The organism is Candidatus Nitrotoga sp. BS (assembly GCF_927797785.1).
GTDB lineage: Bacteria > Pseudomonadota > Gammaproteobacteria > Burkholderiales > Gallionellaceae > Nitrotoga.
In genome coordinates, this window is record NZ_CAKMLL010000103.1 from 1 (window position 1) to 25,743 (window position 25,743).

A 25,743-nucleotide genomic window follows, 5' to 3' on the forward strand; every position below is an offset into this window, starting at 1 on the left:
CGTCAATCATGGCTTCCAGCGATTTGACCATTCATTTAACCGGACAGCAGTGATTGATAAACCAAGAAAAGAGGTATAGGACAGTCATCTTAACGCTCATTTCATGATTGAGACGTTTGAGCATTAAAGACTTTACAACACACTTTCAACAGCATTTATAGTGGCCGGATCGAAACTATTGCAACCGATATGCTGATCAAGCTTGAGCTGCATACTGACCGGCAAGCATGCCGATGGCGCTATGGCAGCGGTTACAAAGTTGCTAAGGCCACAAATCGCAAGTACCACTCAGTCACGATTGATAACGGCCATGAGTTTGCCGAGCATAATGAATTGCTTAAAAATTGGAGATGGATGTGTACTTTCCTCATCCCTACTTTTCCTGGGGGATGAACGAAACTATCAATTAGTTGTTACGGCATTACTTCCCCAAAGGCACTTTGTTTGAAATCGTTACGGAAATAGAAGTGTAAGCGGCAGTCACTGCGCTCAATCATTGCCCTAGGAAAATATTGGGATTTAGATCGTCTTTCGAGGTATTCTTTAACAAAACCAAACGCTATGCCGCGTCAGCAAAGGCGGTTGCACTTCAAAGTTAAATCCAATCCGTCAAACATTAAAAAGGTTCTTGTAATGGCTTATCAAACACCCATCACCATTAAAAGCGCAATTGATCATATCAAAAAGCGTCATTATGTACTGCCATCAATTCAGCGTGAGTTTGTTTGGGATACAGATCAAATAGAGACTCTATTTGATTCATTAATGCGCGACTACCCAATAAGCACTTTCTTATTTTGGAAGGTAGATAAGAGCAAGATCAAAGACTTTCAGTTCTATGAGTTCTTGAAAAACTATCACGAGAAAGATAGTCGCCACAATCGTAAAGCAGATCTATCGAATGATGAAGACATCATTGCATTGCTTGATGGCCAGCAGAGAATGACTTCAATGTATGTAGCATTGACTGGTTCGTATTCGAAGAAAATTCCTTATTACCGATGGGAAAGCCCGAATGCGTTTCCTGCAAAAAAGCTATATTTAAACTTACTAAAGCCATCAGATGAGCTCGAAATAGAATACGATTTTAAATTCCTCACTAATATAGAAGCAGAGAAGAAAGACGGTTACTTTTGGTTTGAGTGTGGAAAAATGCTGGAAATCACGGACATGAGTAAGACATCCATGTATTTGATGAAAAACAAGCTTATGGACACCTCAGTCTATACGGAGAAAGAATCAGAATTTGCTATTAATACCTTAAATGAGTTCTTCAATGTCATTCACCAAAAAGGCACCATCAGCTACTACCTGGAGGAAGGTGAAGAGCTCGATAAAGTACTGCAAATATTTATCCGCATTAACAGTGGTGGTACCAAATTAAGCTATTCCGACTTGTTGCTCTCAATAGCAACAGCCCAATGGAAAGATAAAGATGCTCGCGAAGTTATCCATGAATTTGTTGATGAGATTAACAAAATAGGTGACGGGTTTTCATTCAACAAAGATATCGTGTTGAAATCTTGTTTAGTACTTGCAGATTTTGATGTGAAGTTCAAAGTAGATAACTTCACTAAAGAAAACATGATTGTCATTGAAAATAATTGGGAGCATAGCTCTGCGGCTATGCGGGCCGCAATCGAATTGGTTGCAAAGCTTGGCTATAACCGTGACAACCTTGCTGCTATGAATACTATTATTCCAATTGCATACTTTATTTATAAAAATGGATTCGAACAGAGTGTTTTGCATGCTGCTCAGCGAGAAAATGATCGAAAGGCAGTAAAGGAGTGGTTGGCTCGCGTACTATTAAAAGGTACGTTTGGTGGTCAGCCAGATTCAATCTATCCCAAGATGCGCGACCTCGTTAATGAGAATTTGGGTAAGTTTCCTTTGCAGGAAACCATAGCTCATTATCGCGGCAGTCGAAAATCAATTAGCTTTAGTGAAGACGACATTGAAAATATACTTGATCTGCGATATGGCAACGCAAAAACATATTGCGCACTCACGCTCTTGTACCCTGGTTTAAATTACAATTTTAAATATCATCAGGATCACATTCATCCGCAGTCCTTTTTCAATAAGAAGAATCTGCGCAACTTACACTTAGCGGAAGAACAAGTAGATGCCTATTTAAATGCCTGCAACGCCTTGCCAAACTTGCAACTGCTACAGGCCACTCAAAATATTGAGAAAAATGACAAGCATTTCAAAGAGTGGTTAACGCTTGCATATCCATCTCAATCTGATCGGGAAAGTTTCCTGTTGCAGCACTATGTAAATACGGGTGGTTCTCTTGCGTTTGAAGATTTTATCAATTTTGTGGCTACTCGCCGCAAAGCTCTCAAATCGCAGTTTATAAATTTACTTCAAGTGTCCACCGCTCATATGGATAATGAGGTCGAAAAATCAGCACAATAATGACCCAGCAAGAGCTAAAAAATATTTCTGGGGTGCAGCTACTGCCTTGCGGGGTACCAATATGGGCCTTTCGATTAGCCAGACCATGAGAAGCGGTACGAGGCAGACATTTCAACGCTCGTTTGAACGATTGAGTCGGTTGAGCTTTAAAGACTTTACAATATACTTTTACAAATACCCTTTATGAATATGAACTCGTATCCATTATGAAAAAACAACTCACTGTCGGTACCCCACTTAGTCCCTCCGCTACCAAAGTTATGTTGCTGGGCAGCGGCGAGCTCGGTAAGGAAGTTATCATCGCGCTGCAACGCTTGGGTGTGGAGACGATTGCCGTGGATCGTTATGCCAATGCTCCGGGACATCAGGTGGCACATCGTGCACATGTCATCAACATGACGGATGCGGGGGCATTGCGTGATCTGGTCGAACTGGAACAGCCGCATCTCATCGTGCCCGAGATCGAAGCGATTGCCACCGACATGCTGGTCGAGATTGAGCGGGAGGGATTGGCGCGGGTTATTCCCACTGCACGCGCCGCTCAACTCACCATGCACCGTGAGGGAATTCGCCGGCTTGCGGCAGAAACCCTTGGTCTACCCACCTCTCCCTATGCTTTCGCCAGCAGTCTGGAAGCGTTACGTGCGGCGATCGATGACGGGATCGGCTATCCCTGCGTGGTAAAACCGGTGATGTCTTCCTCCGGCAAGGGGCAGTCTAAAATCGACAGCGCGGCAGAGGTGGAGCAGGCGTGGAATGATGCCGCCAGCGGTAGCCGTGTGAACCAGGGACGGGTAATCGTCGAGGGTTTTATTAATTTTGAATATGAAATAACCCAGCTCACTGTGCGTGCGATGGGCTGCAATGGCGAAGTTGAAACGCATTTCTGTGAACCGATCGGGCATGTACAAATTAATGGTGATTATGTTGAAAGCTGGCAGCCGCAGGCTATGTCTGAGCTGGCTTTAAGGCGCACACGCGATATTTCCAGGAAAGTTACGGACAATCTCGGGGGCTTGGGCATCTTTGGGGTCGAGCTGTTCGTCAATGGCGATGATGTGTGGTTCAGTGAAGTCAGCCCGCGTCCGCATGACACCGGCATGGTAACGATGTGTACCCAGGTGCAGAGTGAGTTTGAGCTGCATGCTCGCGCCATACTTGGCTTGCCTGTAAGCACCGCTATGCGTGCACCGGGGGCGAGTGCAGTGATCTATGGACAAATGGAAGAAACGGCTATCGCTTTTACGGGTGTCGATGAAGCGCTGCGGGTTCCACAAAGTGATTTACGCTTGTTTGGTAAACCGGAATCGTTTTCCAAACGGCGCATGGGCGTGGCGTTGGCAAACGGAATCGATACCAACGAAGCGAGAATGCGCGCCAAGCTGGCCGCCAGCAAAGTGGTGCCAGTCAAGCTTTAGTATTGTCATTCCCGTCTAATCCGAAACAGCTTTGATTAGGCTAGTTGAAAGGGCGGATTCAGGTGATTAAAACGCTCTGAACCCGCCCTGACATGAAACATTTTTATTGTTGCAATCAAGCGTTGGCGTTACTGACTTACCAGCTCGCGCAGTACATAAGGCAAAATGCCGCCGTGGAGGTAGTAATCAACTTCAACGGGCGTGTCGATCCGCAGCAGTAACGCAACTTCTTGCGTGTTGCCGTCTTGGCGCTTGATGGTGAGCATTACATCCTGTTGTGGCTTAATGGAATTTGCGATGCCGGTGAGATCGAAAGTTTCTTCGCCGGTCAGTTTGAGTGTGGCCACGCTGTCATTCCCCTTGAACTGCAAAGGCAGCACGCCCATACCCACCAGATTGCTGCGATGGATGCGTTCAAAGCTCTTGGCCACGACCGCTTTTACGCCGAGCAGTTGCGTGCCTTTCGCCGCCCAATCCCGAGATGAGCCCGTGCCATATTCTTCACCGGCAAAAACCACTGTGGGCGTGCCATCCGCAATGTATTTCATCGCGGCGTCGTAGATTGCTGACTGTTCGCCGTTGTAAAGTGTGTAGCCACCTTCCACGCGACTGCCGTCGGCATTGGGAGGCAGCATCAGATTCTTGATGCGCACGTTGGCGAAAGTGCCGCGTATCATGACTTCATGATTGCCGCGTCGTGCGCCGTAACTGTTGAAATCCTTGATGGCCACGCTTTTGCTTTGCAGGTATTTGCCAGCCGGGGTGGTCGCTTTAAAGCTGCCAGCAGGGCTGATGTGATCGGTGGTCACTGAGTCACCAAAAATGCCCAGCGGTTTGGCATTGCGGATATCGGAAGCACTACCGACAGTCATGCCAAAGTCGTCGAAATAGGGTGGATGCGCAATGTAGGTGGAGTCGTCCCAGTGGTACTGGTTGCCGGTAGGGGCGGCAATGGCATTCCAAAGTGGCAGGTCTCGTGTAAGGTCACTATATAGCTTGCGATACACTTTTGGGTCGGCGGCAAATTTCATGGCTGCGTGGATTTCTGCACTGCTTGGCCAGATATCTTTCAAATAGACTGGCTGATTGTTGCGGCCCATGCCAAGCGGCTCACTATCCAGATTAATATTTACTTTGCCCGCCAGCGCGAAGGCAACTACCAGCGGTGGGCTGGCGAGGAAATTGGCCTTGACGTTGGCGTGGACGCGTGCTTCAAAATTTCGGTTACCAGACAAGACTGCTGCGGCGATCAGATCGTTAGCGAGTATGGCATCTTCGATTTGTGCTCTCAGAGGGCCGGAATTGCCGATACAAGTGGTGCAACCATAGCCCACCAAGCGGAAGCCAAGTTGTTCCAGATGGGGTAGTAGACCAGAATGGGTCAGGTAATCCGTCACCACGCGCGAGCCTGGGGCGAGCGATGTTTTGATATGTGGTTGCACGCGCAGGCCCGCTTCCACCGCTTTTTTCGCCAGCAAACCTGCCGCCAGCATCACACCGGGGTTGGAGGTGTTGGTACAGGAAGTGATGGCCGCTATTAATACATCACCATGGTGGAGCTGCACTGCCGGCAGCATCTTACCGGTTGTTTCGCAGCGCACGCTGGGTGTCGGGTGGTTGTCCATCATCTCGATTTCAGACACGGTGTTGGTGTTGCTTTGTTTGCCGTTGCCAGTGGGTGCAGATGCCTGATCCTGCAGGCCGCCACCAATGATCGGTACACAAACGTCATCGCTCAGATCAGGCAAATCGGTAATATAAGTTTTTCCCAGATTTTCAGCGAGCTGGTTGAAGCCATTCTCTGCTACCGACTTGCTGAACAAGGTATTGAAATTTTCTTTCATCTCGGAGAGCGGTACGCGATCCTGCGGCCGTTTTGGCCCGGCCAGAGAAGGCTGGATACTGTTTAAATCCAGCTCTACCACACTGCTGTAATCGATTGTACCTGCCTCAGGTATGCCATACAGCCCTTGTGCTTTGAAGTAGGACTGGAAGGCATCCACTTCTTCTTCGCTGCGTCCGGTATTGCGCAGGTAGTCCAACGTAACGTCGTCCACCGGGAAGAAGCCCATTGTTGCGCCATATTCTGGCGCCATGTTGGCTAGCGTGGCGCGATCCGGCAGGGTAAGCGCAGCGGTGCCTGCACCGAAAAACTCTACAAATTTACCTACCACTTTCTGCTTGCGCAGCAGTTCGGTGACGGTCAATACCAGGTCGGTTGCGGTGATACCTTCGCGCAGCTTGCCCGTGAGATGAACGCCCACCACGTCCGGGGTGAGGAAATAGACCGGCTGGCCGAGCATGCCCGCTTCCGCTTCAATGCCGCCCACCCCCCATCCGACCACGCCGATGCCATTAATCATAGTGGTGTGGCTGTCGGTACCGACCAGCGTATCGGGATAATAAACCCCGTCTTTTTGCAACACGCCACGCGCCAGATACTCCAGATTCACCTGATGCACGATGCCCACGCCAGGCGGCACAACCTTGAACGTATCAAATGCCTGCATGCCCCATTTCATGAACTTATAGCGCTCATTATTGCGCTCAAACTCCAGTTCCATGTTCAATCGCAGCGCGTCCTGACTATTGTAATAATCCACCTGCACCGAATGATCCACCACCAAATCCACTGGCACCAGCGGTTCAATGACCATCGGATCCTTGCCCATCTTCACAGCGGCATCGCGCATGGCGGCGAGGTCAACCAGCAACGGAATGCCGGTAAAATCTTGCAACACGATACGTGCCACTACGAACGGGATTTCTTCGGTACGCGGTGCATTCGGCTGCCAGTTCGCCAGTTGGCGAATGTGCGCTTCACTAATCTTCTTGTCATCGAAATTGCGCAGCACCGCTTCCAGCACAATGCGGATGGAAACTGGCAAGCGTGAAACTTTGCCCAGCCCAGCTGTCTCGAGTGCTTTCAAAGAATACAGCGTGCCAGTCTTGCCGTTGGCGAGAGCGAATGTTTGACGAGTGTTGAATAAATTATGCGACATGGTGAGGGTTCCGAATGAAAACTTATAAGTAAAGAGCGTCTCTAAAAATTCAAGTTTCTAAGCAAGACAAGGCACAAGTAAAAAGTTTTATCGCTGCATATGCTTAATATGTAAGCGATAGTTTTTTAGAGTAACGTCGTATTGTGACGAAACGGGGTATACAGGCAAGCCACAAAGCGGCTGCTCGCAAAATTAGATTTTTAGAGGTGCCCTGAAAAGAAAGAGCGGGATTATAACGCGACGAAGATGGATCGAACATTGATCAGTTAAAACCTTGTCAGCGCTAAGTAGTAATGTCCCCTTTCCCCCAAATAGAAATGTCCCCTGAGTGAGTAAACTCAGTGCCTGTAAAAACGAGAGGCGGGCAATTTTATTGGACATAACGATGAGTCAAAAAGAAGCAATACGAGCGCAAGTGATGGAGCACCTAACGGCAGATAAAGTTGACCAGAAGGAAGCGGGCAAGTGGCTGTCGGTCAGCGTGCGTCAGATCAGGCGCATCGTGCAGCGCTACCGCACAGAGGGCTTGCCCGGGCTGATGAGCAAGAAGCGAGGCACTCCCTCAAACCGTCGGTTGAATGAAGTGACCAAGCGACTGTCGATTGAACTGATCGGCACACACTACCGTGACTTCGGGCCGACGTTGGCCCGTGAGAAGCTCTTTGAACGCCACGACATTACCCTCTCGGTCGAGCGCACCCGCCAGCTCATGATTGAATCGGGCTTCTGGAAACCCCGCAAAGGTGTCAGGGTATGCGTTCATCCGATGCGCGAACGCCGTGCGCGCCCAACGCGGCGAACGGGGAATAGGGCAACGGCGATATTGGGAACACCTGATTCGAGATGAGCGAGATTATCGGGCGCATATGGATTACGTGCATATCAACCCAGTGAATCACGGCTTGATCAGATGTGTTGGAATTGGCCTTATTCAAACTTTCTTCGGTTGATCGAAAAGGGAATCTACCAGATGAATTGGGCGGGTGGTAATGAGGATGAGGTGAAATGTGATGATTAGCATCCGGTGCAATGCCCGTTGGTTATTGCACCCTACGTCATTTCAACAATGTAGGGCGTCAATAAGCAAAGCGTATTGCGTCTTACGCGGGTTGACCCTATTTCTACTTGAATCGAATCTGACCCTATTTCTACTTGCAATCTGTCCCCGTTGTTTTTTAATAAGAATAGCAACAACGCATTGAGGTAAAAGGGCTTTGACCCCTTTAACCGTGTTTTGACCCCTTTAACCGTGTTGACATTGCTGTCGCCGACCCAGAGTTCACTACCCAGTGCGCGGTCACGCTTGCTGGGACGGGATTCTCACCCGCTGGAATGTTCGACCTTGCCTAGCCGCACTAACCCCGTGATTCTCCTTCTTTATGTTCACGAAGTTTCTGTAGTCGCAATGTCTTCCTAGTTCAGCATTTTTTCCGTACGCCCTTCTATCTTTAGCAAAGAAGAAACTGCCTGTTTTATTGGTGCTCGTACTTTGTGAGTATTTAGATAATGTTGCGTACGTAAGGAAAGAATACGCTGAAGAAATTGCATCTCTTTACCCTCATACTTTTCTACGAGTCGCCGTAGCTCATTTTTTTGATGGTCATCGAAGGAATTTGCAACATCTAGAGAATAGAAATAGTAGATAACATCAAATGCGGGAGTGTCATTCTTGTCCCTGATATGCTGCATGATTTCTCGCAATTCCGGCTTGCTCAATGCTGAAACGATTTTCTCTATGTTATTAATTGTCAAAAGAAATATCGTGAATCTTAGGGCTTTAGATAGTCCTTGCCTATTTTTCTCATAATCATCGGTTTTCTTAAACCCAACTAGCCCGTCATACTTTTCTTCTACAAATTGCGTCAGGTCCTTTAGCTCTTCCTCATTACATAAGAATACACTTATTAGCCTAAGTCCAGCATCACAAATTATTTGTACTATCTCTTCGATCTTTGATTTTTCAAGAATGCCCGCTTTGTTTTTCAGAATTTGGCTAAGTATCTCAATATTTTTCTGAGACACATAAATACCATCTGATGAGTCGTTGGTGTCGTTGGTGTCACTGGCCACACTATCATCGTCCTGCTCTAATTCCTTACTATCCAGCTTATCTCTCTCAGCGGCCCTTTCCTCCTCAATCGATCTTTCAGAAAGTATCTGATTTGGTATAGCATCAAGGAGCTCATTGAATACTCTCGTCTCTTGACGATCTAACTTGGCTGGCTCGAACTTATCAAAGCTACATACTGTGTGCGTTAAAATATCATCGAGTATTTTCGAGTCTTGGGCATGATGTATTGCAAATGTCAGAGCCAAAGTATTCTCTCTTACGTAGCTCTTGCTCATCATCTCGAAAAGTCTCTCTTGATTTTTTTCGTAGGCTTGCGCTAAATACCTACCTAAAAAAAGTAGTAGCTGTATGGAACACTAAAGCAGGTAAACCCATTTCCATTATTACTAATGATACCGTTCGGACCACATAATCTGTTTATCAAAGATTGCTTTATTAAGTATTTATCCTTATAAGCTTCCAGAAAGCTAGCGTATTCAGCCATATCCAACTTGTATTCTTCATTCCCAGACAGATGGATCGCAAAGGCGAGATGACTTGCGAAATTGAAGCAAGGGTTGATGTTTTCGTCAGTTGGCTCTATCCCTGACTTAATCATATGAGCAATGATAAGCGCGTAGTAGCAGTGCCCATAAGCGGTAATCTGCATATCACGGGGCATGAAATGTTCATGCGTTTGCAGAATTGAGAGGATATAGAACGGATACCGGGGCACCACTTTATTGTTTATGAGCACGCTGTTCACATTACGTTCAATTTTGTCGACTCTAGCGTGCTCTATTTCACGAGACGCTTCACTTTTATCCGATGATAGCTCTATCCATTTTTTTATAAGTTCTTCTTGCTTACTGTGACCAAAGTGGCCGATTCGAACATTGATGAATTGGCCGAGTGATACCTCATCCTTAAAGTATGCATTATAGCTATCGGTGGAGGTTGCAACTATCACCCTAGAAAAATGCTCCTTTGCTAGCGCTACATGCCTTAGTGAGTGCCCGTTATGAGTCAGGTTGTCGAGTATTATTGTTGAGTCTCTTTGCTTCATCCATAATTCAAAATCTCCAGTAAATTCATCTCTATATTTGCTTTCGAAGACTTTTAGGTTGGGCGATTTCGACTTAATCTCTTCTAGATCTACAAAGAGCGCGGGGCTGCTAGCTTCCACCAAGTAGAGAAAAAGGTGTGCACAAAGCTTAGTTTTTCCGCTCTGATTTTCTCCTCGGATAAGAATCAGCTTATTCTCAAGAAGTTGATCTGCATTTTGAATTTGCTTTTCGGTATCCGCAAATCGAAAGAATGTATACAGCTGCGGAAATACAAATACATCTTTTAGTTGAGTAACATCTTTTGTCTGCGAACAGAATTCGATACGAGTTAGTTGTTGCTCAAACTCAATATCAAGGACGAAAGTCCTCTGCACCTCCTCTACCAGAGCTTTCAAACCTTGATAGACATCTTTCCAGGCTGTATCTCTATCATCCCAAAGCGCTATCGCTTTGCCGCCCTTTGGCAATACCTGGTAATCGCTCATTTCGTCAAAATCGGACCATGGACAATCTTTAGCTATAACCGTTACAAGAGTTATCTTGGGTATGGACTTCGCTATATTCCACTCCTCAACGCATGCTTCGGAATACAAAAAATTCGGAGTTACTATAAATACGACAATATCTGACGCCACTAACTCTTTCCGAATCTTTGCTGACCATTTTTCGCCCGCAATAATTTTGCGATCGTACCATTCTCGGAGTAGATCATTTCTTTTCAAAAGTACCAGTGACTTTTCCATTTCGTCTCTGATATCTTCATCAGCGTGGCAGTAACTGTAGAAGAGTTTTGCGCTATATTTTTTCAATTGATGTATCCTTCAATAATTCAGGGGACGTAACATATAATTGCTAGAGTAAGTAATGGCCCCTAGAGCTAAAGAGGTCAAAGCCGAATGGCACTAAGTTAAACTAAAGGGGTTGAAGCCCTTAAAGAGCTTTGCCCCCCCCTTTAGTTGACCCACTTTCTCTTCATCGTATTTGAGAGATCAGCAGGATCAAAGGAGCTATGTTCGAATTGTTGTTCAGCGCCACCACCGCCTCATGCAACCCCGATAAAGATTGCCAGCGCGCGGTTCACTGCCATCATCTTCTCATCATCCAGCCGACCAATTACCGCACCAACTTTTTCGCGTGCGACTGACTGCGGTTTATCCACCATGACCTGCCCGTGCTTGCTCAAACCGTTGCTTGCGCTGGGCTGCACTGGAATCCTGAACAGCGGCACATCGCGCAACTCGCCCGTCACCGGCAAAATGGTTACGGAAGGATGTGCATCGAATAAATCGGACTGGATAACCAAGGCCGGGCGCGGTTTGCCCAGATCACCCTGCAAGGCAATCGTCACCAGGTCGCCGCGCCTCACTGCCAGCCTTCTGTGTCCGCCACAGCGGCAAGCTGTTCCAGGGTCTTGCGTTCATGCGCATCGTCGAGCAAGCTGAGCGATTGACGGCGGCACTCTTCGGCGAAGCCCGCGCGTCGCGTATCCGGCACCCAAATCTGCACCGGACGCAGCCCGGAAGCCCGCAATGCAGCGCGGTGCTTTTGTACCCGTAGTGATGTAGCTGCACTCATCATCATCCTCTAAATTTAACCGTTACATGAAACGCATGGTAACCAGATTTTCTGTTACATGCAACAAAACAAAGGGGTCAGATTTATTATCCCCTCATATGTAGAAAGCGCCTGGCCGGTTCATATTTCGCCGCTTTTTTGACCAATAGAAATATCTATTGGCCTGCAAAATCGTCAAGTGGGGTAAGCAGGCATTTCGCCGAAAGGTGAAAGCTCGCAAAATCTGACCTCGCCCGGCCACTTTTTCGCTTCGATTCTTCAAGTCCGACTGCCTCCTAGGTGCGCCAGCGCTCCTAAACCTGCAGTTCGCCCGCTTGCAAAACAAGCGGTAAGCAGATAGCCGCCGGTGGGTGCTTCCCAGTCAAGCATTTCACCCGCACAGAAAACACCGGGCATGGCGCGCACCATTAAGCATTCATCCAACGCTTCGAAAGCAACGCCCCCTGCACTGCTGATAGCCTCATCCAGCGGACGCGGTGCAATGAGCCGCAACGGCAATGATTTAATCGAGGCCGCAAGGTGCTCGGGGTTGGCGAAATCGGATGGCGGTACCAGTTCGCGCAGCAACCCGGTTTTTACCCCCTTGATATTTGCCCGGCTCTGCAAATGGCTAGACATCGAACGGGAACCGCGCGGATGCGCTATCTCAGCGATAACGCGTGGCAAATCTTTTCCCGGCGTGAGATCGAGGTAAATGACTGCCCCGCCTGTGGCTGCAATTTCATCGCGCAGAATCGCAGACAAAGCGTAAATCAGGCCGCCTTCAATGCCGGTTGTCGTCACCATGAGATCACCTTGTCGGCGATGGAGGCATCCCGCTGCATCGGTAAAGGTCACCGTCACCGCTTTTAGCGGATGTCCGGCGAAGCTTGAGCTAAAGTGCTCGCTCCAGCCAACATCGAAACCGCAGTTTGCGGGTTGTAATGGCGCAACGGGAATGCCGCGCTGCGCGAGCAGCGGCACCCAAGCGCCATCGGAACCGAGCCGCGGCCAACTGCCGCCACCCTGTGCCAGCACTAGCGCATCGGCATTCGCGATGTGCTCGCCCTGTGGCGTGGTAAAGCGTAGCGCACCATTTTCATTCCACCCACACCAGCGATGGCGCATATGGAAATGCACACCTGCTTCACGCAGGCGGTGCAGCCAGGCGCGCAAGAGTGGCGCTGCTTTCATGTCTGTCGGAAATACGCGCCCGGACGAGCCGACGAATGTCGCGATGCCGAGGTTGTGCACCCATTCCCGCAGTGCCTCCGGCCCGAAATTGTCAAGCAACGGCTTGATCTGGGCGCGGCTTGCACCGTAACGCGAAAGGAATGGTTCAAATGGCTCGGAATGCGTGATGTTCATGCCGCCCTTGCCAGCCATCAGAAACTTGCGTCCCACAGAAGGCATGGCATCGTAAAGGTCGATCCGTACGCCGCCCTGAATCAATATCTCTGCAGCCATCAGCCCCGCTGGCCCTCCTCCAATAACGGCAACCGACTTGACGTTCAATTTATTTTTCATCCAACAATTGTCCTGCAACCGCCCAGTTTTCGTCCGGCAGTTCGTCAAAAGTAATGTAAGTGTAAGACTTCGGTTTATGTGCAATGCGTTCCAGAGTGTCGGTAAATTCTGCTGCTATCTTTGCTTTCTGTTCGCGATTAAGTGTTCCGGCAATGCGAATATTGACGTAAGGCATGGTATTTTCCTTAGTAAGTAAAAATTTTAAAGAGGAGATAAACCCCACAGGATTATTTAAGCGTAAAAAAAACCGGGCAATTCTTCAATTGTCCGGTTGCACATCGGTAATACAAAACATCAGATTTTAGAGCGGACTAAAGTTGCCACGCTATATCTATATTTTTAACCCTCGGCTACTTCGATTTGTATGCCAATACATACACGCTTTGTGAATCGATCAGCGCGCGTATAACGCTGACAACAACTCTATTTCAAACACCAGCGTTGCATTTGGAGGAATGGTGCGCCCTGCACCACGCACGCCATAGCCCAGTGATGGAGGAACAGTCAGTTTACGTACGCCACCGACCTGCATACCTCGCACACCTTCATCCCAGCCAGCTATTACTTCTCCTGCGCCGATAGTGAATTGAAAAGGATCGTTTATATCTTTGCTGGAATCAAATTTTTTGCCATCTGTAAGCCAACCGGTGTAATGCACAGTAACGGTGTGTCCTCCTTGGGCTTCAGCACTCTCAGTGCCAACGGTAATGTCTTCATATTGCAGTCCGGATGGGGTGGTGATTGTAGTCATTTCTTTCCTTGTGATTTGGTTTAGGTTTCGTCACTTCTGCTTGTGTTGAAATAACGGTTACTCTTGCTTTTTTGTACGTTCTGCTGCTTGTATAGTATTCACTATCAGCATGGCAATAGTCATTGGGCCGACACCGCCAGGCACAGGGGTGATATAGCCGGCCACTTCTTTTGCACTCTCAAAATCAACGTCACCCACTAGTTTACCGTTGGGCAGACGGTTGATACCGACATCAATTACGACCGCACCGGGCTTGATCATATCTCCAGCAATCATCTGTGACTTGCCAGTAGCGACCACCAGAATGTCGGCATCCCGCGTGTACTTGCCAAGATTCACCGTCTTGGAGGTACAAATGGTAACTGTGGCACTTTTGTTCAGCAGCATAAGTGCCATTGGTTTGCCGACGATATTGCTACGGCCAACTATCACAGCGTGTTTACCTTCGATTTCGATACCCGTTTTCTCCAGCAATTTCATTGTACCAGAAGGTGTACAGGGCGGAAATAAGGTGGTTCCGGTAACCAATGCGCCAACATTCATCGGATGAAATCCATCTACGTCCTTGTTCGGACTGATGGCTTCCAGCACCTTGTGACTGTCGATATGACTGGGTAAGGGTAGCTGTATCAGCAGACCATGGATCGCCGGATTAACATTCAATTCAGCAATCTTCGCCAGCAATGTTGTTTCTTGCGTGTCGGCGGGCATCGCAATATGTTCGGAGTAGAGGCCGATTTCGGCGCAGGCTTTTACCTTGTTGCCAACATACACCTTTGAGGCAGGATCTTCACCCACGATGATGACGGCCAAGCCCGGCGTAATGCCGAGCGTCCTTAGCGCATCCACACGCTCCCTCCACTCGGTGCGTAATTCCTGAGCGATGGCCTTGCCGTCAATGATATGAGCTGTCATTTTTCTATTCCTTGAAATTTAAAACGAATATCTTGTTGATGCACTTGATTGTTGGCAACCTTGATCATGATTTTGAGTAGGCTTATTCAACGAAAAAAATCCTGAATCTTGACCAACTCGAACTCATGATGCGAGTTTTTTGTGTGTATTGAAAAGATGCGAATTGTAACATTCAGTCCATAGAAGATCAGGGCGAGAAAAAGGGAACTTGGTGATAGCCCCCTGAATGGATTTGCTGAATGCGATTTATAACAATGGCACAATCATTAGCGCCACAATATTCATGATTTTAATTAACGGGTTGATGGCAGGGCCAGCAGTATCTTTATAGGGATCGCCGACGGTGTCGCCTGTTACTGCTGCCTTGTGGGCTTCGGAGCCTTTGCCGCCGAAATTGCCTTGCTCAATATACTTTTTGGCGTTATCCCATGCGCCACCCCCGTTGGTCATGGAAATTGCCACGAAGATGCCGGTCACAATGGCGCCAACGAGCACACCGCCCAATGCTTGTGGGCCAAGAGTTAAGCCGACGATTACCGGAACCACGACCGGCAACAATGAGGGCACCATCATTTCCTTGATAGCGGCTTTGGTCAACATGTCAACGCAGGTTCCATATTCAGGTTTGCCGGTACCTTCCAGGATGCCGGGAATTTCCTTGAATTGGCGGCGCACTTCTACCACTACAGAACTGGCGGCGCGGCCTACTGCGGCCATGGCCATGGCGGCAAATAAGTAGGGCACCATGCCGCCGATGAAAAGGCCGATGATTACCAGGTGATTAGATAAATCGAACGTCAAGCCCGGGTGATCAGCAGAAAGCGCATGAGTGTAGTCAGCAAACAACACAAGTGCCGCGAGGCCAGCTGAACCGATGGCGTAGCCCTTGGTCACGGCCTTGGTGGTATTACCTACCGCGTCGAGGGGATCAGTGATGTTACGGATGTTGTCCGGCAGCCTGGCCATTTCGGCAATACCACCGGCATTGTCGGTGATCGGGCCAAAGGCATCAATCGCCACGATGATTCCCGCCATAGAAAGCATTGAGGTCGCGGCGATAGCGATTCCGTACAAACCGGCCAGTTCGTAGGCACTCCATATGGCCATGCACACCGCCAATACTGGCGCAGCGGTAGATTTCATTGATACGCTCAGGCCGGCGATCACGTTGGTGCCATGGCCGGTGGTGGAGGCTTCAGCAATATGTCTTACCGGGCTGAACTCAGTCGCTGTGTAGTATTCGGTGATCCACACCAGTGTGGCCGTCAGCGTTAGTCCTATGAGTGCCGAACCATACAGCGCGTTAACAGAATAAACGCCATTGTCGCTCATTAGCCACTGGGTGATGGGATAGAAGGCAATCAGCGCCAACACGGCAGTTACTATCAGGCCGCGATAGAGCGCGTTCATAATCTTGCCACCCTCTCGTGCTGCCACAAAATAAGTGCCGACGATGGAAGCAATGATTGAGAACCCGCCCAATGCCAGTGGGTAGATCACCGCGTTTGAGCCGGCATCGGCCATCAGCAAGCCACCCAAAAGCATGGTGGCGATGATGGTCACAACATAGGTCTCAAAAAGGTCGGCAGCCATGCCAGCGCAATCGCCAACATTGTCGCCAACGTTGTCGGCAATCACCGCCGGGTTGCGCGGATCGTCCTCGGGGATGCCCACTTCGATCTTGCCCACCAGATCTGCGCCTACGTCAGCCCCTTTGGTGAAAATACCGCCGCCCAGACGGGCAAAGATAGAAATCAGCGAACCGCCGAAAGCCAGGCCAACCAAGGCATGGGTCGCTTCCATAGGGGTATTGCCCATTGAAATAGTGAGGAAGGCGAAGTAACCCGCCACGCCCAGCAGACCCAAACCGACGACCAACATGCCGGTAATGGTTCCACCCTTGAAAGCCATGTTCAAAGCTGCGTTGAGGCCGGCATGTGCAGCTTGCGCGGTGCGCACGTTGGCGCGCACCGACACGTGCATACCGATATAGCCGGTTAGACCAGACAGAATCGCGCCGAGGGCGAAACCTATAGCTGTTTTCCAACCCAGCTCCGGTATAAACCAAATGACCAGAAACAAAGTGACACCGACGATACCTATCGTTCTGTATTGCCGGTTCAAGTAGGCAGAAGCACCTTCCTGTATTGCAGCAGCGATCTCGCGCATTCGATCGTTGCCGCTCGACTGCGCCAAAATCCATCTAATAGAAAGCGCTCCATATATGAGCGCCGCCATTACGCATAACAGCGTAAATATCAGACCATCAGACATAAGCTTCTCCTTAGAGATGCCCTATATTTTAAAGTCGTCCAGTTTCTTGGGTATCGCCACATTCTTGAGCCGAACATACTGTGGCAAACCGTCTTTGTAAGGGGGGTAATCTTCGCCCTTGATTAGCGGAGCGAGGTAGGCACGACACTTGTCGGTGATGCCAAAGCCGTCCTTGGTGATAAAGTTGCGCGGCATCATTTTTTCTACGTTAGCCACTTTTTTGAGCGGGGCAACGCCAATTTTCCACTTATAGGGCCTGTCGGTGAGACGATCAATGGTTGGCATGACGGCATTTTCGCCCTTCAACGCCAATTGCACCGCAGCCTTACCGAGCGCATACGCCTGTTCGACGTCGGTCTTGGAAGCGATATGGCGCGCGGCACGTTGCAGGTAATCAGCCACCGCCCAATGGAATTTGAAACCCAGCGCCTCCTTCACCATGTTGGCCACCACCGGCGCTACGCCCCCTAACTGAGCATGACCGAAAGCATCTCGCAGCCCCTGGTCGGAGAGAAATTTGCCGTCTGCACCTTGCACGCCTTCTGACACAACGACTGAGCAATAACCATGTTGCTTCACCATAGCATCGACTCTGGCCAGAAATTTTTCTTTGTTGAAGGGGATTTCGGGAAACAGGATGACAATCGGCAACTCGCAATTCACATCCGAGGCCAAACCACCGGCAGCGGCTATCCAGCCGGCATGTCTGCCCATCACTTCCACCACAAATACCTTGGTTGAAGTCTTGGCCATGGAAGCAACGTCGAAACTGGCCTCGCGTACCGATACGGCGACGTATTTGGCGACCGAGCCGAAACCAGGGCAACAGTCAGTGATGGGCAAATCATTGTCGACTGTTTTGGGTATATGGATTGCCTGAATGGGGTAACCCATTTTATCAGCCAGCTGTGAAACTTTTAGACAGGTATCAGCGGAATCACCGCCGCCGTTATAAAAGAAATAACCAATGTTGTGCGCCTTGAAAACTTCAATCAGCCGCTCATACTGCAATCTGTTTTCTTCAATACCTTTCAGCTTAAAGCGGCAGGAACCGAATGCGCCGGACGGAGTGTAGCGCAGTGCCGCAATGGACTTGGCGGTATCCTTGGTCGTATCGATCAGATCTTCAGTCAGCGCGCCGATGATGCCGTTACGGCCAGCATAGACTTTACCGATTTTGTCCTTATGGACACGTGCCGTTTCGATCACACCGCAAGCCGATGCGTTGATTACTGCGGTTACGCCACCGGATTGTGCATAAAATACGTTTCTTTTTGTCATGTGATTGATAACTCCCTATGAGTTTATTGATTTTCCAGCCATAGATTGGTAATGCAGAAATTTATCTTACTCCCTTTTTAAGGGCTCAGATAATCAAATAATGTTCTTTAAAACTTGGTAGAGCGTTTATTTTTGCTTGTGGCCCTTATTTGATATTTGCTCAATGAGCAAGCTTCTTGCCGGTAATTGAGCGCAGCGATCACTCTGAATTTTTTATTCTCTGGATTCGCAAAGTCGATCAGCTATGCTTGATCAGCCGCGCTGACCTCGCATTTTGTTGCGATTAATTTTCACGACTTCGGTGAGCAAGTGATGAAAGATCACGTCATTCGCCAGCAGCTCAGGTGCGCTGATGCGCTGCACCTCTTTGAGCGCATCCTGCAACATCGCAGGCGACAGCTTGGGGTTGATGCGTTTTAACGCCTGCGTCAGCCGCCCAGTCAGCAACACTTCACCATAATGACTGCGCTCCGGGTTCTCACCATCGGGCGCGATGTTCGGTGCATAAACATAGCTGTAGCCCAGGCGTTCAAATAACTTGATGGCGAAATCTTCGATGGCGGATTCGGTGAGCTTAGACATAATAGGTGTCCTCTTCCCAACGCTGGGGGATTGGTCTGGATGTATTCCGCTATTTTCAAATACGCCTCGTCATTGCGGATGATGTGCTCGTAATAATTGCGCTGCCATAATTTTCCGGGAAATGGTTGCCAGCCATTTTGTTTAACGCCATCCGTATATTTCTTGGTGGTCATAGTCTTAAACCGGTGCACGACATCAGATAAAGAATACCCCGTAGGGGCAACCCCCTGTGGCTGCCCTTCAACTTCAATCTGTGGTTGCCCAGCACCATCAGGGCAGGCACGGGGGCCTGCCCCTACAAGGGTGATAACTCCGTGGATGTGGTTTGGCGTCACGACAAACTGCTCGATTTCTACACCTGCGTAATGGGCCGGAATTTCATCCCATGTGGCGCGTACCATTTTTCCCGAATCGTTTAAATTCATCACGCCATCCACAATATCTCAAAACAGGCACGGGCGATCTTGCGTGCAAATAGTCACGAAATACATCCCAGTCTGCGAATAGTCATATCCGCGCAACCGGATGGAGCGGCGATGATGAATGTCAGGATTGAATGCCATGCCGCAGCTGCAACCAAAGAAAGGTTTGCGTGTAAGGGCTGACAATTTCCACCAGCCCACTGCCCTCCTCGGCGGACATTTCAGGCGAGCGCGCCGCCTTGCGGATCAACGCCAGTGCCTGCTGTGCAAGCTCTCCCGTATCGAAAATTTTCTTCAGGTGTCTGGAGATAACGGACTTGTCACGGCCAAACAACTCCGCCAGTTGCAGCAAGTTCAGCCACAGCGTGTCTTGTTCAAGCCGCACCTCGATCTGGGGGGAACCATCAGCCGTTTGGTAGATGGTGATCTGACTATTTTCGGTCATGGCAAAAACCTCTCATAGCACCACCCGCACTTCTCCGCTCATCAGTTTGATGACGAAATCTTCGATGGCGTTTTTGGTCAGCTTATGAGGCATAGCCTATAAAATCTCGTCGCCTGCTTGCGGCGGCACGCCGCCCGTGCGGTTCAACAAGGCCAGCGCCGCATCCAGATTACCGCTCTTTGCACGTTCCTGAAAATAATCAGCCGTCTTGATCGCTGCCAGTTTCTCGGCAATCGCAGTCACAATAAATTGGTTGAGCGAAGTGCCATCATCCCGCGCGACCTGCTCAACGGACTGCTTGAGTGAAGCGGGCAATCGCAAAGCGTAATTGCTAGTGGTTCCCATCGCGTAGCTCCTTTAAAAAATCACTCGGCTTCAACACCCTGATATGGAATTTTTCCGCCGAGGGCAAAAACTCCCTGGTATTAAACGTCACAATGGCATCAGCCTGTCCGCTCACCGCCGCCTCCAGCACCATGTCATCGTTGGCATCCTTGAGCTGCGGACGCCACAGATAAAACACCTCAACCGGCACAACCACGCCAGCCAACACATCCAGCAAATTATTCACGTCTGCTGCCGATACCCGCGCCGCCTTTAAATGAACGGGGCGAAGCAACACCGCCTCATACTCCATAAACAACGGCACGCTTGCGACCGTTTTAATATCGCCCTGCAAGATGCGGCGCATGATTTCCGCAGCAGCCCCGGTGGGACTGCGGACAGCCGCCACTAAAACATTGGTGTCAAGAATTATTGTCATATTGCCAGCAATATTATTCTTAAGCGGTAAACATGGCAACCATCCTGTTGTTGATCACCCTTGAACTGTCCGGAATTACCGGAAAGTTGCCTCTATTACTTACAGTCTGCCGCAGTTATCCGGAAATTCCGGACAACCGCATCCGCTTGCAATTCGTCACTGGCATTTTCAGTTAACTGCCTCCTATTTCAAGCGCGTCTTGAGCACGCTATGCCACCACCCTCACTTCTCCGTTCATCAATTTGGGCAGCAGGTTGCCGCGGAGGGTTTCGAGGGTTTTAACATGCCTAATCCATTTGCTCACCACACCAACTCCTGAGATTTCGTTTGCCAAGCCAGAACCAACGCTCTATTGCCGTTGGCAACCTCAGAAATAATCGTGGTCAATGCTTCGGTTTCCGCTCGATGAGTGCCGACATACCCGGAGCGGATCAGGCTGATCATGTCGGCATCGCGCAGATATGTTCCGTCCAAGGCATCATAGCTAAGACGAATTCCACCCCTTGACCCTTTGGCCTCAGGTGAGGTCAATATTTGATTCAGGTGATCCAGTGAAACCAGAAAGGACTGATGCGAGTCATCTACGATTTTTCGCTTCACAAATTTGAAGAAGAAGGGATTACGACTTAGGCGGTAATCTGTGATTTTTCCTTGAAAAGCTGGAAGTGACATTCTTTTGATTTCAGAAGCAAAATTTTTGTCGTTATGGGGTCTAAAAATCCAGTCTCTATTCCCGCTATTATTTTGTGGTTCTTTCAGTATTTTGTATTGGATCATAACAATATTGCCCCTGGTTTCGTTGATGTAGATCAGATCAACTCCAAGCATCTCTTCCAGAGGAAGCCTGTTTGCGGTGTAGATCACCAGCCGCTCATCACGTTTTTTAAAAACTGCCCGCCCCGTAACGTCCGGCGCAATCACATCAAAGCCTGGTAGATAGGATGCATCCGCATGAATAACATTATCTTCATAGAGGTGAGCGCCAATTAGACCGAGGCCGGATGAGGCGCCCCGTTTCAAAGTGACTTCATTCGGGACTTCATTGAGCCGGATGCCGAAAGCAGTCATGGCAGTATTAATAGCATCTTCCTGAGCCCAATTGATATGGGGTGTTCGTCGCAACCCAGGCAGCAAAGCAAGCGCAGTATCAAGCGCGGCATGTTTGTCGGGAAATTGCGCCAACAACTCGATGAGATAAACGCTGAGTTTCGGTGATAGGTTTGAGAAAGCACCATCGACGGGGATTCTGCTAGCGAGAAGTTGTTTCATTCGCTTATCGGTAACTTTTGCCTCGATCTCCTGTAGCGAAGAAGGCGCAATGTAGCGAAGCTTCTTGATGGTTAATCTGGAGTCGAATGTGCTGACGACGGTCTTTCTGGTCGCTGTGCCCAGGTAGCACTTGGTTTTAGCGTGGTCTTGGATTTCGAGCAAACAAAGCGTAGGCAGCTTGAAATCTTGTAATACCGAGTGTGGTTTTACAATCGTAAGATGTTCAAACCCTTGTCTAGCATTGAGCAAGGACTGTGAAAACGCCTCATCGAAGCGGATCAAGATTAAGGGTTTTTTTCAATCCAGTTGGCGATTTTGACTGCTGCACTCATACGGTAGCCGACTCCATTGTTTCCACATCGCCAACTTGAACTTCGCCGCTTATCAGCGAGGGCCGAAACTATTTTGTCAGCGACGCGGGATTAGCTAATGCTCACCAACGAGTCCCGATAGCGACCAAGATTCTCCACGTAACGCCCAGCATTGGCATGCAGGGCTGCGATTTCTTCTTCTCTCAGGCTGCGCATTACTTTGCCGGGAGAACCGACCACCAGTGAATTGTCGGGGATTACTTTGCCTTCGGTAATCAGAGTATGCGCGCCTATCAGGCAGTTGCGCCCGATTACAGCGTGATTAAGAATGGTGCTGTGGATGCCGATCAGGCTGCCGTCACCGATGGTGCAACCGTGCAGCATCGCCATGTGGCCGACAGTGACGTTGTTACCAATTGTGAGCGGTGCACCGGGGTCGGTGTGCATTACTACTCCATCCTGAACGTTGCTGTTGGCGCCGATGTGGATGGGTTCATTGTCGCCACGTATCACTACGTTGAACCAGATGCTGACATTATTTTCGAGTATGACCGAGCCGATGACGCTGGCATTGGGCGCGACGTAATGCTGTTGTCCGATTAATTCCGGCGTACGGCCTGACAAGGTGTAAAGCATGAATCAGCCGAGCGCCGCTGCGCCAGCTTGCGCGATCTGCCCGTCCTCAGGCGAGCGTACGCCGCTGACGCCGAGTCCACCGATGATCTGGTCGTTATGCATGAGTGGTATACCGCCTTCAGCGGGAAGTGCGCCCGGCAGGACAAGGTGTACCAAGCGACCATTCAGCACCGCGTCATCGGCAACCTTAGTAGGCTTCTGAAAGGCAACCGCTGCCCGCGCTTTCTTGATGGCGATTTCCACACTGCCAAACTGGGTGTCATGGTTGCGTTGAAGGTAGAGCAGATGACCACCATCATCCACGACAGCAATCACGACTCGCCAAGCGTTGCGCAGTGCTTCGGCCTCGGCAGCCGCAGCTATTTTTTTGGCATCGTCAAGTGTGAGAATGGGTTTGCTGATCATGGCTGATGTGCTGCCAATGCGTTGAATATTCGGTCACGTATGCTATCCACACTGCCGATGCCGGGAATGTTGATACAGTGCGGCGCGTTTGATTTGTCGCATTTGCCCTTGGCTGATCCACTTTTCTCCCAAGCCAAATAGTACTCGACGAGTGGTTTGGTCTGTTCGTGATAAACCTCAAGACGTTTTCTGACGGTGTCTGCGCGGTCATCCGGGCGTTGTATCAAGTCTTCACCGGTGATGTCATCCTTGCCCGGTACTTTGGGTGGATTGAATATTATATGGTAGGTACGCCCCGAAGCGGGATGGGCGAGGCGGCCATCCATGCGCTGAATGATGTCGCTATCCGGCACTTCGATTTCCACCACGAAGTCAATGTCGATGCCGGCATCTTTTATTGCTTGAGCTTGCGGTATGGTGCGCGGAAAACCATCCAGCAGGAAGCCATTGGCGCAATCTGCTTCTTTGATGCGTTCTTTCACAAGGTTGATGATGATGTCGTCAGATACCAATCCACCTGCATCCATTATCTTTTTGGCTGCTTGTCCCAGCGGGGTATCCGCCTTGACTGCCGCGCGCAACATATCTCCGGTTGATATTTGAGGGATATTGAATTTCTCTTTAATCAAGTTGGCTTGGGTGCCTTTACCGGCGCCAGGTGCGCCTAGCAGAATAAGTTTCATAATGGTGCTCCGTTAATTTGGTCGTTGATTATACGCTTGCTGTCAAACAGCTTGCGGGCAGTATGCAGATCTTGTTCGGTATCCACTCCACTGGGTGGTGCTTCTGCGCTAACGGCAACTCCAATTTTGTAGCCGTGCCACAACGCACGCAACTGTTCCAGCGCCTCAATTTGTTCAATGGCGGCAGGGGCGAGTTCGCGAAAAGCACGCAAAAAACCGGCACGGTAGGCATAAATTCCGATGTGGCGCATTACCATAAGATTTTCCGGTAGCGCAGCGCCAGGGGTAAGCGCATCACGTGGATAAGGAATGGGGGCGCGGCTGAAATACAGGGCATTGCTCTGTCTGTCCAGCACCACTTTGACAATGTTGGGATTGCGCATGGCCTCGTCATCATGGATGGGATGGCAGGCAGTGGCGATGGCGCACTCCGGGTGATCGTGCAGGTGTTGCGCTACGGCACTGATCAGTGCGGGTGGCATCAGGGGTTCGTCGCCCTGTACGTTGACTACAATCGTGTCGTCGGGCCACTCAAGTTGCTCCACCACTTCGGCAATACGGTCAGTACCACTGGCGTGGTGAACATGGGTCAGGCAGACCTTGAAGCCATATTCATGCACGGCAGCCACGATGGACTGATGATCGGTGGCAATCCAGATTTGTTGCGCGCCGCTCTGCGCGGATTGCTCGGCAACTCGTACCACCATAGGCTTGCCGGCAATCGGCAGTAACGCCTTACCCGGCAGGCGAGTAGAGGCGAAGCGTGCCGGAATGACGACATGAAAAGCGATCATCGAAGCTGTTCGATTTCTTCCGGGGTAAGTTTGCGCGCCTCATCTGCCAGCATCACGGGAATATCATCCTGTATAGGAAATGCCAGGCGATCCGCCTTGCAGATTAATTCCTTTTCGGCTTTGCGGTAAACCAGTGGGGATTTGCACAACGGGCAAACCAGGATTTCAAGCAGTTTGGCGTCCATCAGGAGTAACCTTTTCTAAGATTTGTTGGGTAATCAAGGAATCCAGCTGTGCATCCACGCGCAGCACCCAGCATTTTTCATTAGCGAATGTTGCGCATTTTACCGCATCTTTTTCCGTCATGAGTATTGCGTCTGCCTCAATGTAGTCCAGATCGGCGGGCGTGAAGCGATGGTGGTCTGGGAAAGGGTGGGCTTGTACTTTCAACCCAAGGAGGTTTAGATGCGTGAAAAATCGCTGCGGGTGGCCGATCCCGGCAAGGGCATGCAGACGTTGGCCGAAAAAATCGGCAGCTTGTGCGGTGGCATTCGAATTGAGCAGATTGTAAAAACTTTGGCCAAAGAGTTGCATGCTGTGTTGGTCTTCGGTGGCTGCACCTCCGTGAACGACTATGGCATCCACCTGAGTCAGGCGTGAAAGTGGTTCACGCAACGGACCCGCTGGTAGCAAAAAGCCATTACCAAAGCGACGCACACCATCCACTACTGCGATTTCGAAATCGCGTTGCAAGCGGTAATGTTGCAGGCCATCATCGCTCAGTACGATATCGCATTCGGGATGAGCCTTTAGCAGCGCGCGAGCTGCGCCAACGCGGTCGCGCCCGATCCACACCGGACACAACTTGCGTTGCGCCATCAGCACTGCTTCATCGCCAGCCTCAATGGGGCTGCTCGACACATACACGGCCAGCGGAGATTTAGTGGTGCCACCGTGGCCACGACTGATGATGCCAGGATGCCAGCCGCTATCGATTAATTGCTGTGCCAGCCATAGTGTAAGCGGTGTTTTACCGCTGCCACCAACGGTAATATTGCCCACCACAATGATAGGTACCGGCAGCTTTACGCTCGTTAAAATGCCGCTACGGTAAAGCACACGGCGGGTTGCCGCGAGCACTTGGAATATGAAGCTAATAGGCAACAGGATGAGATGGAGCGGAGTGATGCGATACCAGTGTTGCTCTAGCCCCTGCATTCCTTTAGCCTG

General features: G+C 49.8%; 26 protein-coding genes and 1 pseudogene. 5 read left to right on the forward strand and 22 right to left on the reverse strand.

The features are described 5' to 3' along the window. Nucleotides 1–189: 189 nt before the first annotated feature. From MJ769_RS12565 to purT, 3 genes are all read left to right on the forward strand, one after another. Complete coding sequence (locus MJ769_RS12565; protein ID WP_239237490.1) at nt 190–393, forward strand: hypothetical protein; 204 nt, start codon at nt 190–192, stop codon at nt 391–393. 240 nt (nt 394–633) lie between these two features. Then, complete coding sequence (locus MJ769_RS12570; RefSeq protein WP_239237491.1) at nt 634–2,424, forward strand: DUF262 domain-containing protein; 1,791 nt, start codon at nt 634–636, stop codon at nt 2,422–2,424. A 206-nt stretch (nt 2,425–2,630) separates the two neighbouring features. Next, nucleotides 2,631–3,842: a formate-dependent phosphoribosylglycinamide formyltransferase gene (gene purT, locus MJ769_RS12575; RefSeq protein ID WP_239237492.1), complete on the forward strand. Its 1,212-nt coding sequence runs from the start codon at nt 2,631–2,633 to the stop codon at nt 3,840–3,842. A gap of 128 nt (nt 3,843–3,970) precedes the next feature. Here purT and MJ769_RS12580 read toward each other — a convergent pair whose 3' ends face one another. Then, a complete protein-coding gene (locus tag MJ769_RS12580; RefSeq protein WP_239237493.1) occupies nt 3,971–6,844 on the reverse strand; it encodes an aconitate hydratase in 2,874 nt (957 codons plus the stop codon). Nucleotides 6,845–7,229: 385 nt separating this feature from the next. On the opposite strand from MJ769_RS12580, the pseudogene MJ769_RS12585 reads away from it, so the two are divergent. Beyond that, a pseudogene (locus MJ769_RS12585) lies at nt 7,230–7,631 on the forward strand (helix-turn-helix domain-containing protein); the annotation flags it as partial. Nucleotides 7,632–8,257: 626 nt separating this feature from the next. Here the strand turns inward: MJ769_RS12585 and MJ769_RS12590 are convergent. From MJ769_RS12590 to MJ769_RS12655, 14 genes are all read right to left on the reverse strand, one after another. Then, complete coding sequence (locus MJ769_RS12590; protein ID WP_239237494.1) at nt 8,258–9,193, reverse strand: hypothetical protein; 936 nt, start codon at nt 9,191–9,193, stop codon at nt 8,258–8,260. A 50-nt stretch (nt 9,194–9,243) separates the two neighbouring features. Continuing rightward, nucleotides 9,244–10,770: a TIR domain-containing protein gene (locus MJ769_RS12595; RefSeq protein WP_239237495.1), complete on the reverse strand. Its 1,527-nt coding sequence runs from the start codon at nt 10,768–10,770 to the stop codon at nt 9,244–9,246. Nucleotides 10,771–11,003: 233 nt separating this feature from the next. Continuing rightward, nucleotides 11,004–11,327, reverse strand: coding sequence for a type II toxin-antitoxin system PemK/MazF family toxin (locus MJ769_RS12600; protein WP_239237496.1), 324 nt, complete (start codon nt 11,325–11,327; stop codon nt 11,004–11,006). After that, on the reverse strand, nt 11,324–11,542 hold the full coding sequence (locus MJ769_RS12605) for an antitoxin MazE family protein (protein ID WP_239237497.1): 219 nt from the start codon (nt 11,540–11,542) through the stop codon (nt 11,324–11,326). The genes MJ769_RS12600 and MJ769_RS12605 overlap by 4 nt, the downstream gene beginning before the upstream one ends. 252 nt (nt 11,543–11,794) lie before the next feature. Beyond that, entirely contained in the window at nt 11,795–13,042 is a 1,248-nt protein-coding gene (locus MJ769_RS12610; RefSeq protein ID WP_239237498.1) for a TIGR03862 family flavoprotein, read from the reverse strand. Continuing rightward, nucleotides 13,032–13,217, reverse strand: a complete 186-nt coding sequence (locus tag MJ769_RS12615) for a tautomerase family protein (protein ID WP_239237499.1) — start codon at nt 13,215–13,217, stop codon at nt 13,032–13,034. Before MJ769_RS12615 ends, MJ769_RS12610 begins: the two co-directional genes overlap by 11 nt. 219 nt (nt 13,218–13,436) lie before the next feature. Continuing rightward, on the reverse strand, nt 13,437–13,793 hold the full coding sequence (locus tag MJ769_RS12620) for an FKBP-type peptidyl-prolyl cis-trans isomerase (protein WP_239237500.1): 357 nt from the start codon (nt 13,791–13,793) through the stop codon (nt 13,437–13,439). Nucleotides 13,794–13,850: 57 nt separating this feature from the next. Continuing rightward, nucleotides 13,851–14,708, reverse strand: coding sequence for a bifunctional methylenetetrahydrofolate dehydrogenase/methenyltetrahydrofolate cyclohydrolase FolD (gene folD / locus MJ769_RS12625; protein ID WP_239237501.1), 858 nt, complete (start codon nt 14,706–14,708; stop codon nt 13,851–13,853). A gap of 246 nt (nt 14,709–14,954) precedes the next feature. Continuing rightward, on the reverse strand, nt 14,955–16,982 hold the full coding sequence (locus MJ769_RS12630) for a sodium-translocating pyrophosphatase (RefSeq protein ID WP_239237502.1): 2,028 nt from the start codon (nt 16,980–16,982) through the stop codon (nt 14,955–14,957). A gap of 21 nt (nt 16,983–17,003) precedes the next feature. After that, nucleotides 17,004–18,263 carry a 6-phosphofructokinase gene (locus MJ769_RS12635; protein WP_239237503.1) on the reverse strand — a complete coding sequence of 420 codons (1,260 nt, stop codon included), beginning with the start codon at nt 18,261–18,263 and terminating at the stop codon, nt 17,004–17,006. 252 nt (nt 18,264–18,515) lie between these two features. After that, nucleotides 18,516–18,845 carry a type I restriction endonuclease gene (locus MJ769_RS12640; RefSeq protein WP_239237504.1) on the reverse strand — a complete coding sequence of 110 codons (330 nt, stop codon included), beginning with the start codon at nt 18,843–18,845 and terminating at the stop codon, nt 18,516–18,518. A gap of 546 nt (nt 18,846–19,391) precedes the next feature. Next, nucleotides 19,392–19,712 carry a hypothetical protein gene (locus tag MJ769_RS12645; protein WP_239237505.1) on the reverse strand — a complete coding sequence of 107 codons (321 nt, stop codon included), beginning with the start codon at nt 19,710–19,712 and terminating at the stop codon, nt 19,392–19,394. 96 nt (nt 19,713–19,808) lie between these two features. Continuing rightward, nucleotides 19,809–20,057, reverse strand: coding sequence for a hypothetical protein (locus tag MJ769_RS12650; RefSeq protein ID WP_239237506.1), 249 nt, complete (start codon nt 20,055–20,057; stop codon nt 19,809–19,811). Further along, a complete protein-coding gene (locus tag MJ769_RS12655; RefSeq protein WP_239237507.1) occupies nt 20,044–20,475 on the reverse strand; it encodes a putative toxin-antitoxin system toxin component, PIN family in 432 nt (143 codons plus the stop codon). Before MJ769_RS12655 ends, MJ769_RS12650 begins: the two co-directional genes overlap by 14 nt. A gap of 32 nt (nt 20,476–20,507) precedes the next feature. Here MJ769_RS12655 and MJ769_RS12660 point away from each other — a divergent pair, with 32 nt between their 5' ends. After that, a complete protein-coding gene (locus MJ769_RS12660) occupies nt 20,508–20,651 on the forward strand; it encodes a hypothetical protein (RefSeq protein WP_239237508.1) in 144 nt (47 codons plus the stop codon). A gap of 124 nt (nt 20,652–20,775) precedes the next feature. Here the strand turns inward: MJ769_RS12660 and MJ769_RS12665 are convergent, their stop codons facing one another. The 7 genes from MJ769_RS12665 to lpxK all read right to left on the reverse strand — a co-directional run bounded on the left by MJ769_RS12665 (nt 20,776) and on the right by lpxK (nt 25,731). After that, nucleotides 20,776–22,026 carry a hypothetical protein gene (locus MJ769_RS12665; protein WP_239237509.1) on the reverse strand — a complete coding sequence of 417 codons (1,251 nt, stop codon included), beginning with the start codon at nt 22,024–22,026 and terminating at the stop codon, nt 20,776–20,778. Nucleotides 22,027–22,166: 140 nt separating this feature from the next. Next, nucleotides 22,167–22,691 (reverse strand): gamma carbonic anhydrase family protein, encoded by a 525-nt coding sequence (locus MJ769_RS12670; protein WP_239237510.1) that lies wholly within the window; start codon nt 22,689–22,691, stop codon nt 22,167–22,169. A 3-nt stretch (nt 22,692–22,694) separates the two neighbouring features. Next, nucleotides 22,695–23,096, reverse strand: a complete 402-nt coding sequence (locus MJ769_RS12675) for a GlcG/HbpS family heme-binding protein (protein ID WP_239237511.1) — start codon at nt 23,094–23,096, stop codon at nt 22,695–22,697. Further along, nucleotides 23,093–23,779 (reverse strand): adenylate kinase, encoded by a 687-nt coding sequence (adk, locus tag MJ769_RS12680; RefSeq protein WP_239237512.1) that lies wholly within the window; start codon nt 23,777–23,779, stop codon nt 23,093–23,095. The genes MJ769_RS12675 and adk overlap by 4 nt, the downstream gene beginning before the upstream one ends. Then, nucleotides 23,776–24,570 (reverse strand): 3-deoxy-manno-octulosonate cytidylyltransferase, encoded by a 795-nt coding sequence (kdsB, locus tag MJ769_RS12685; protein ID WP_445083098.1) that lies wholly within the window; start codon nt 24,568–24,570, stop codon nt 23,776–23,778. The genes adk and kdsB overlap by 4 nt, the downstream gene beginning before the upstream one ends. Then, entirely contained in the window at nt 24,570–24,758 is a 189-nt protein-coding gene (locus MJ769_RS12690; RefSeq protein WP_239237514.1) for a Trm112 family protein, read from the reverse strand. Before MJ769_RS12690 ends, kdsB begins: the two co-directional genes overlap by 1 nt. Continuing rightward, nucleotides 24,739–25,731, reverse strand: a complete 993-nt coding sequence (gene lpxK / locus MJ769_RS12695) for a tetraacyldisaccharide 4'-kinase (protein ID WP_239237515.1) — start codon at nt 25,729–25,731, stop codon at nt 24,739–24,741. The genes MJ769_RS12690 and lpxK overlap by 20 nt, the downstream gene beginning before the upstream one ends. Nucleotides 25,732–25,743 lie beyond the last annotated feature (12 nt).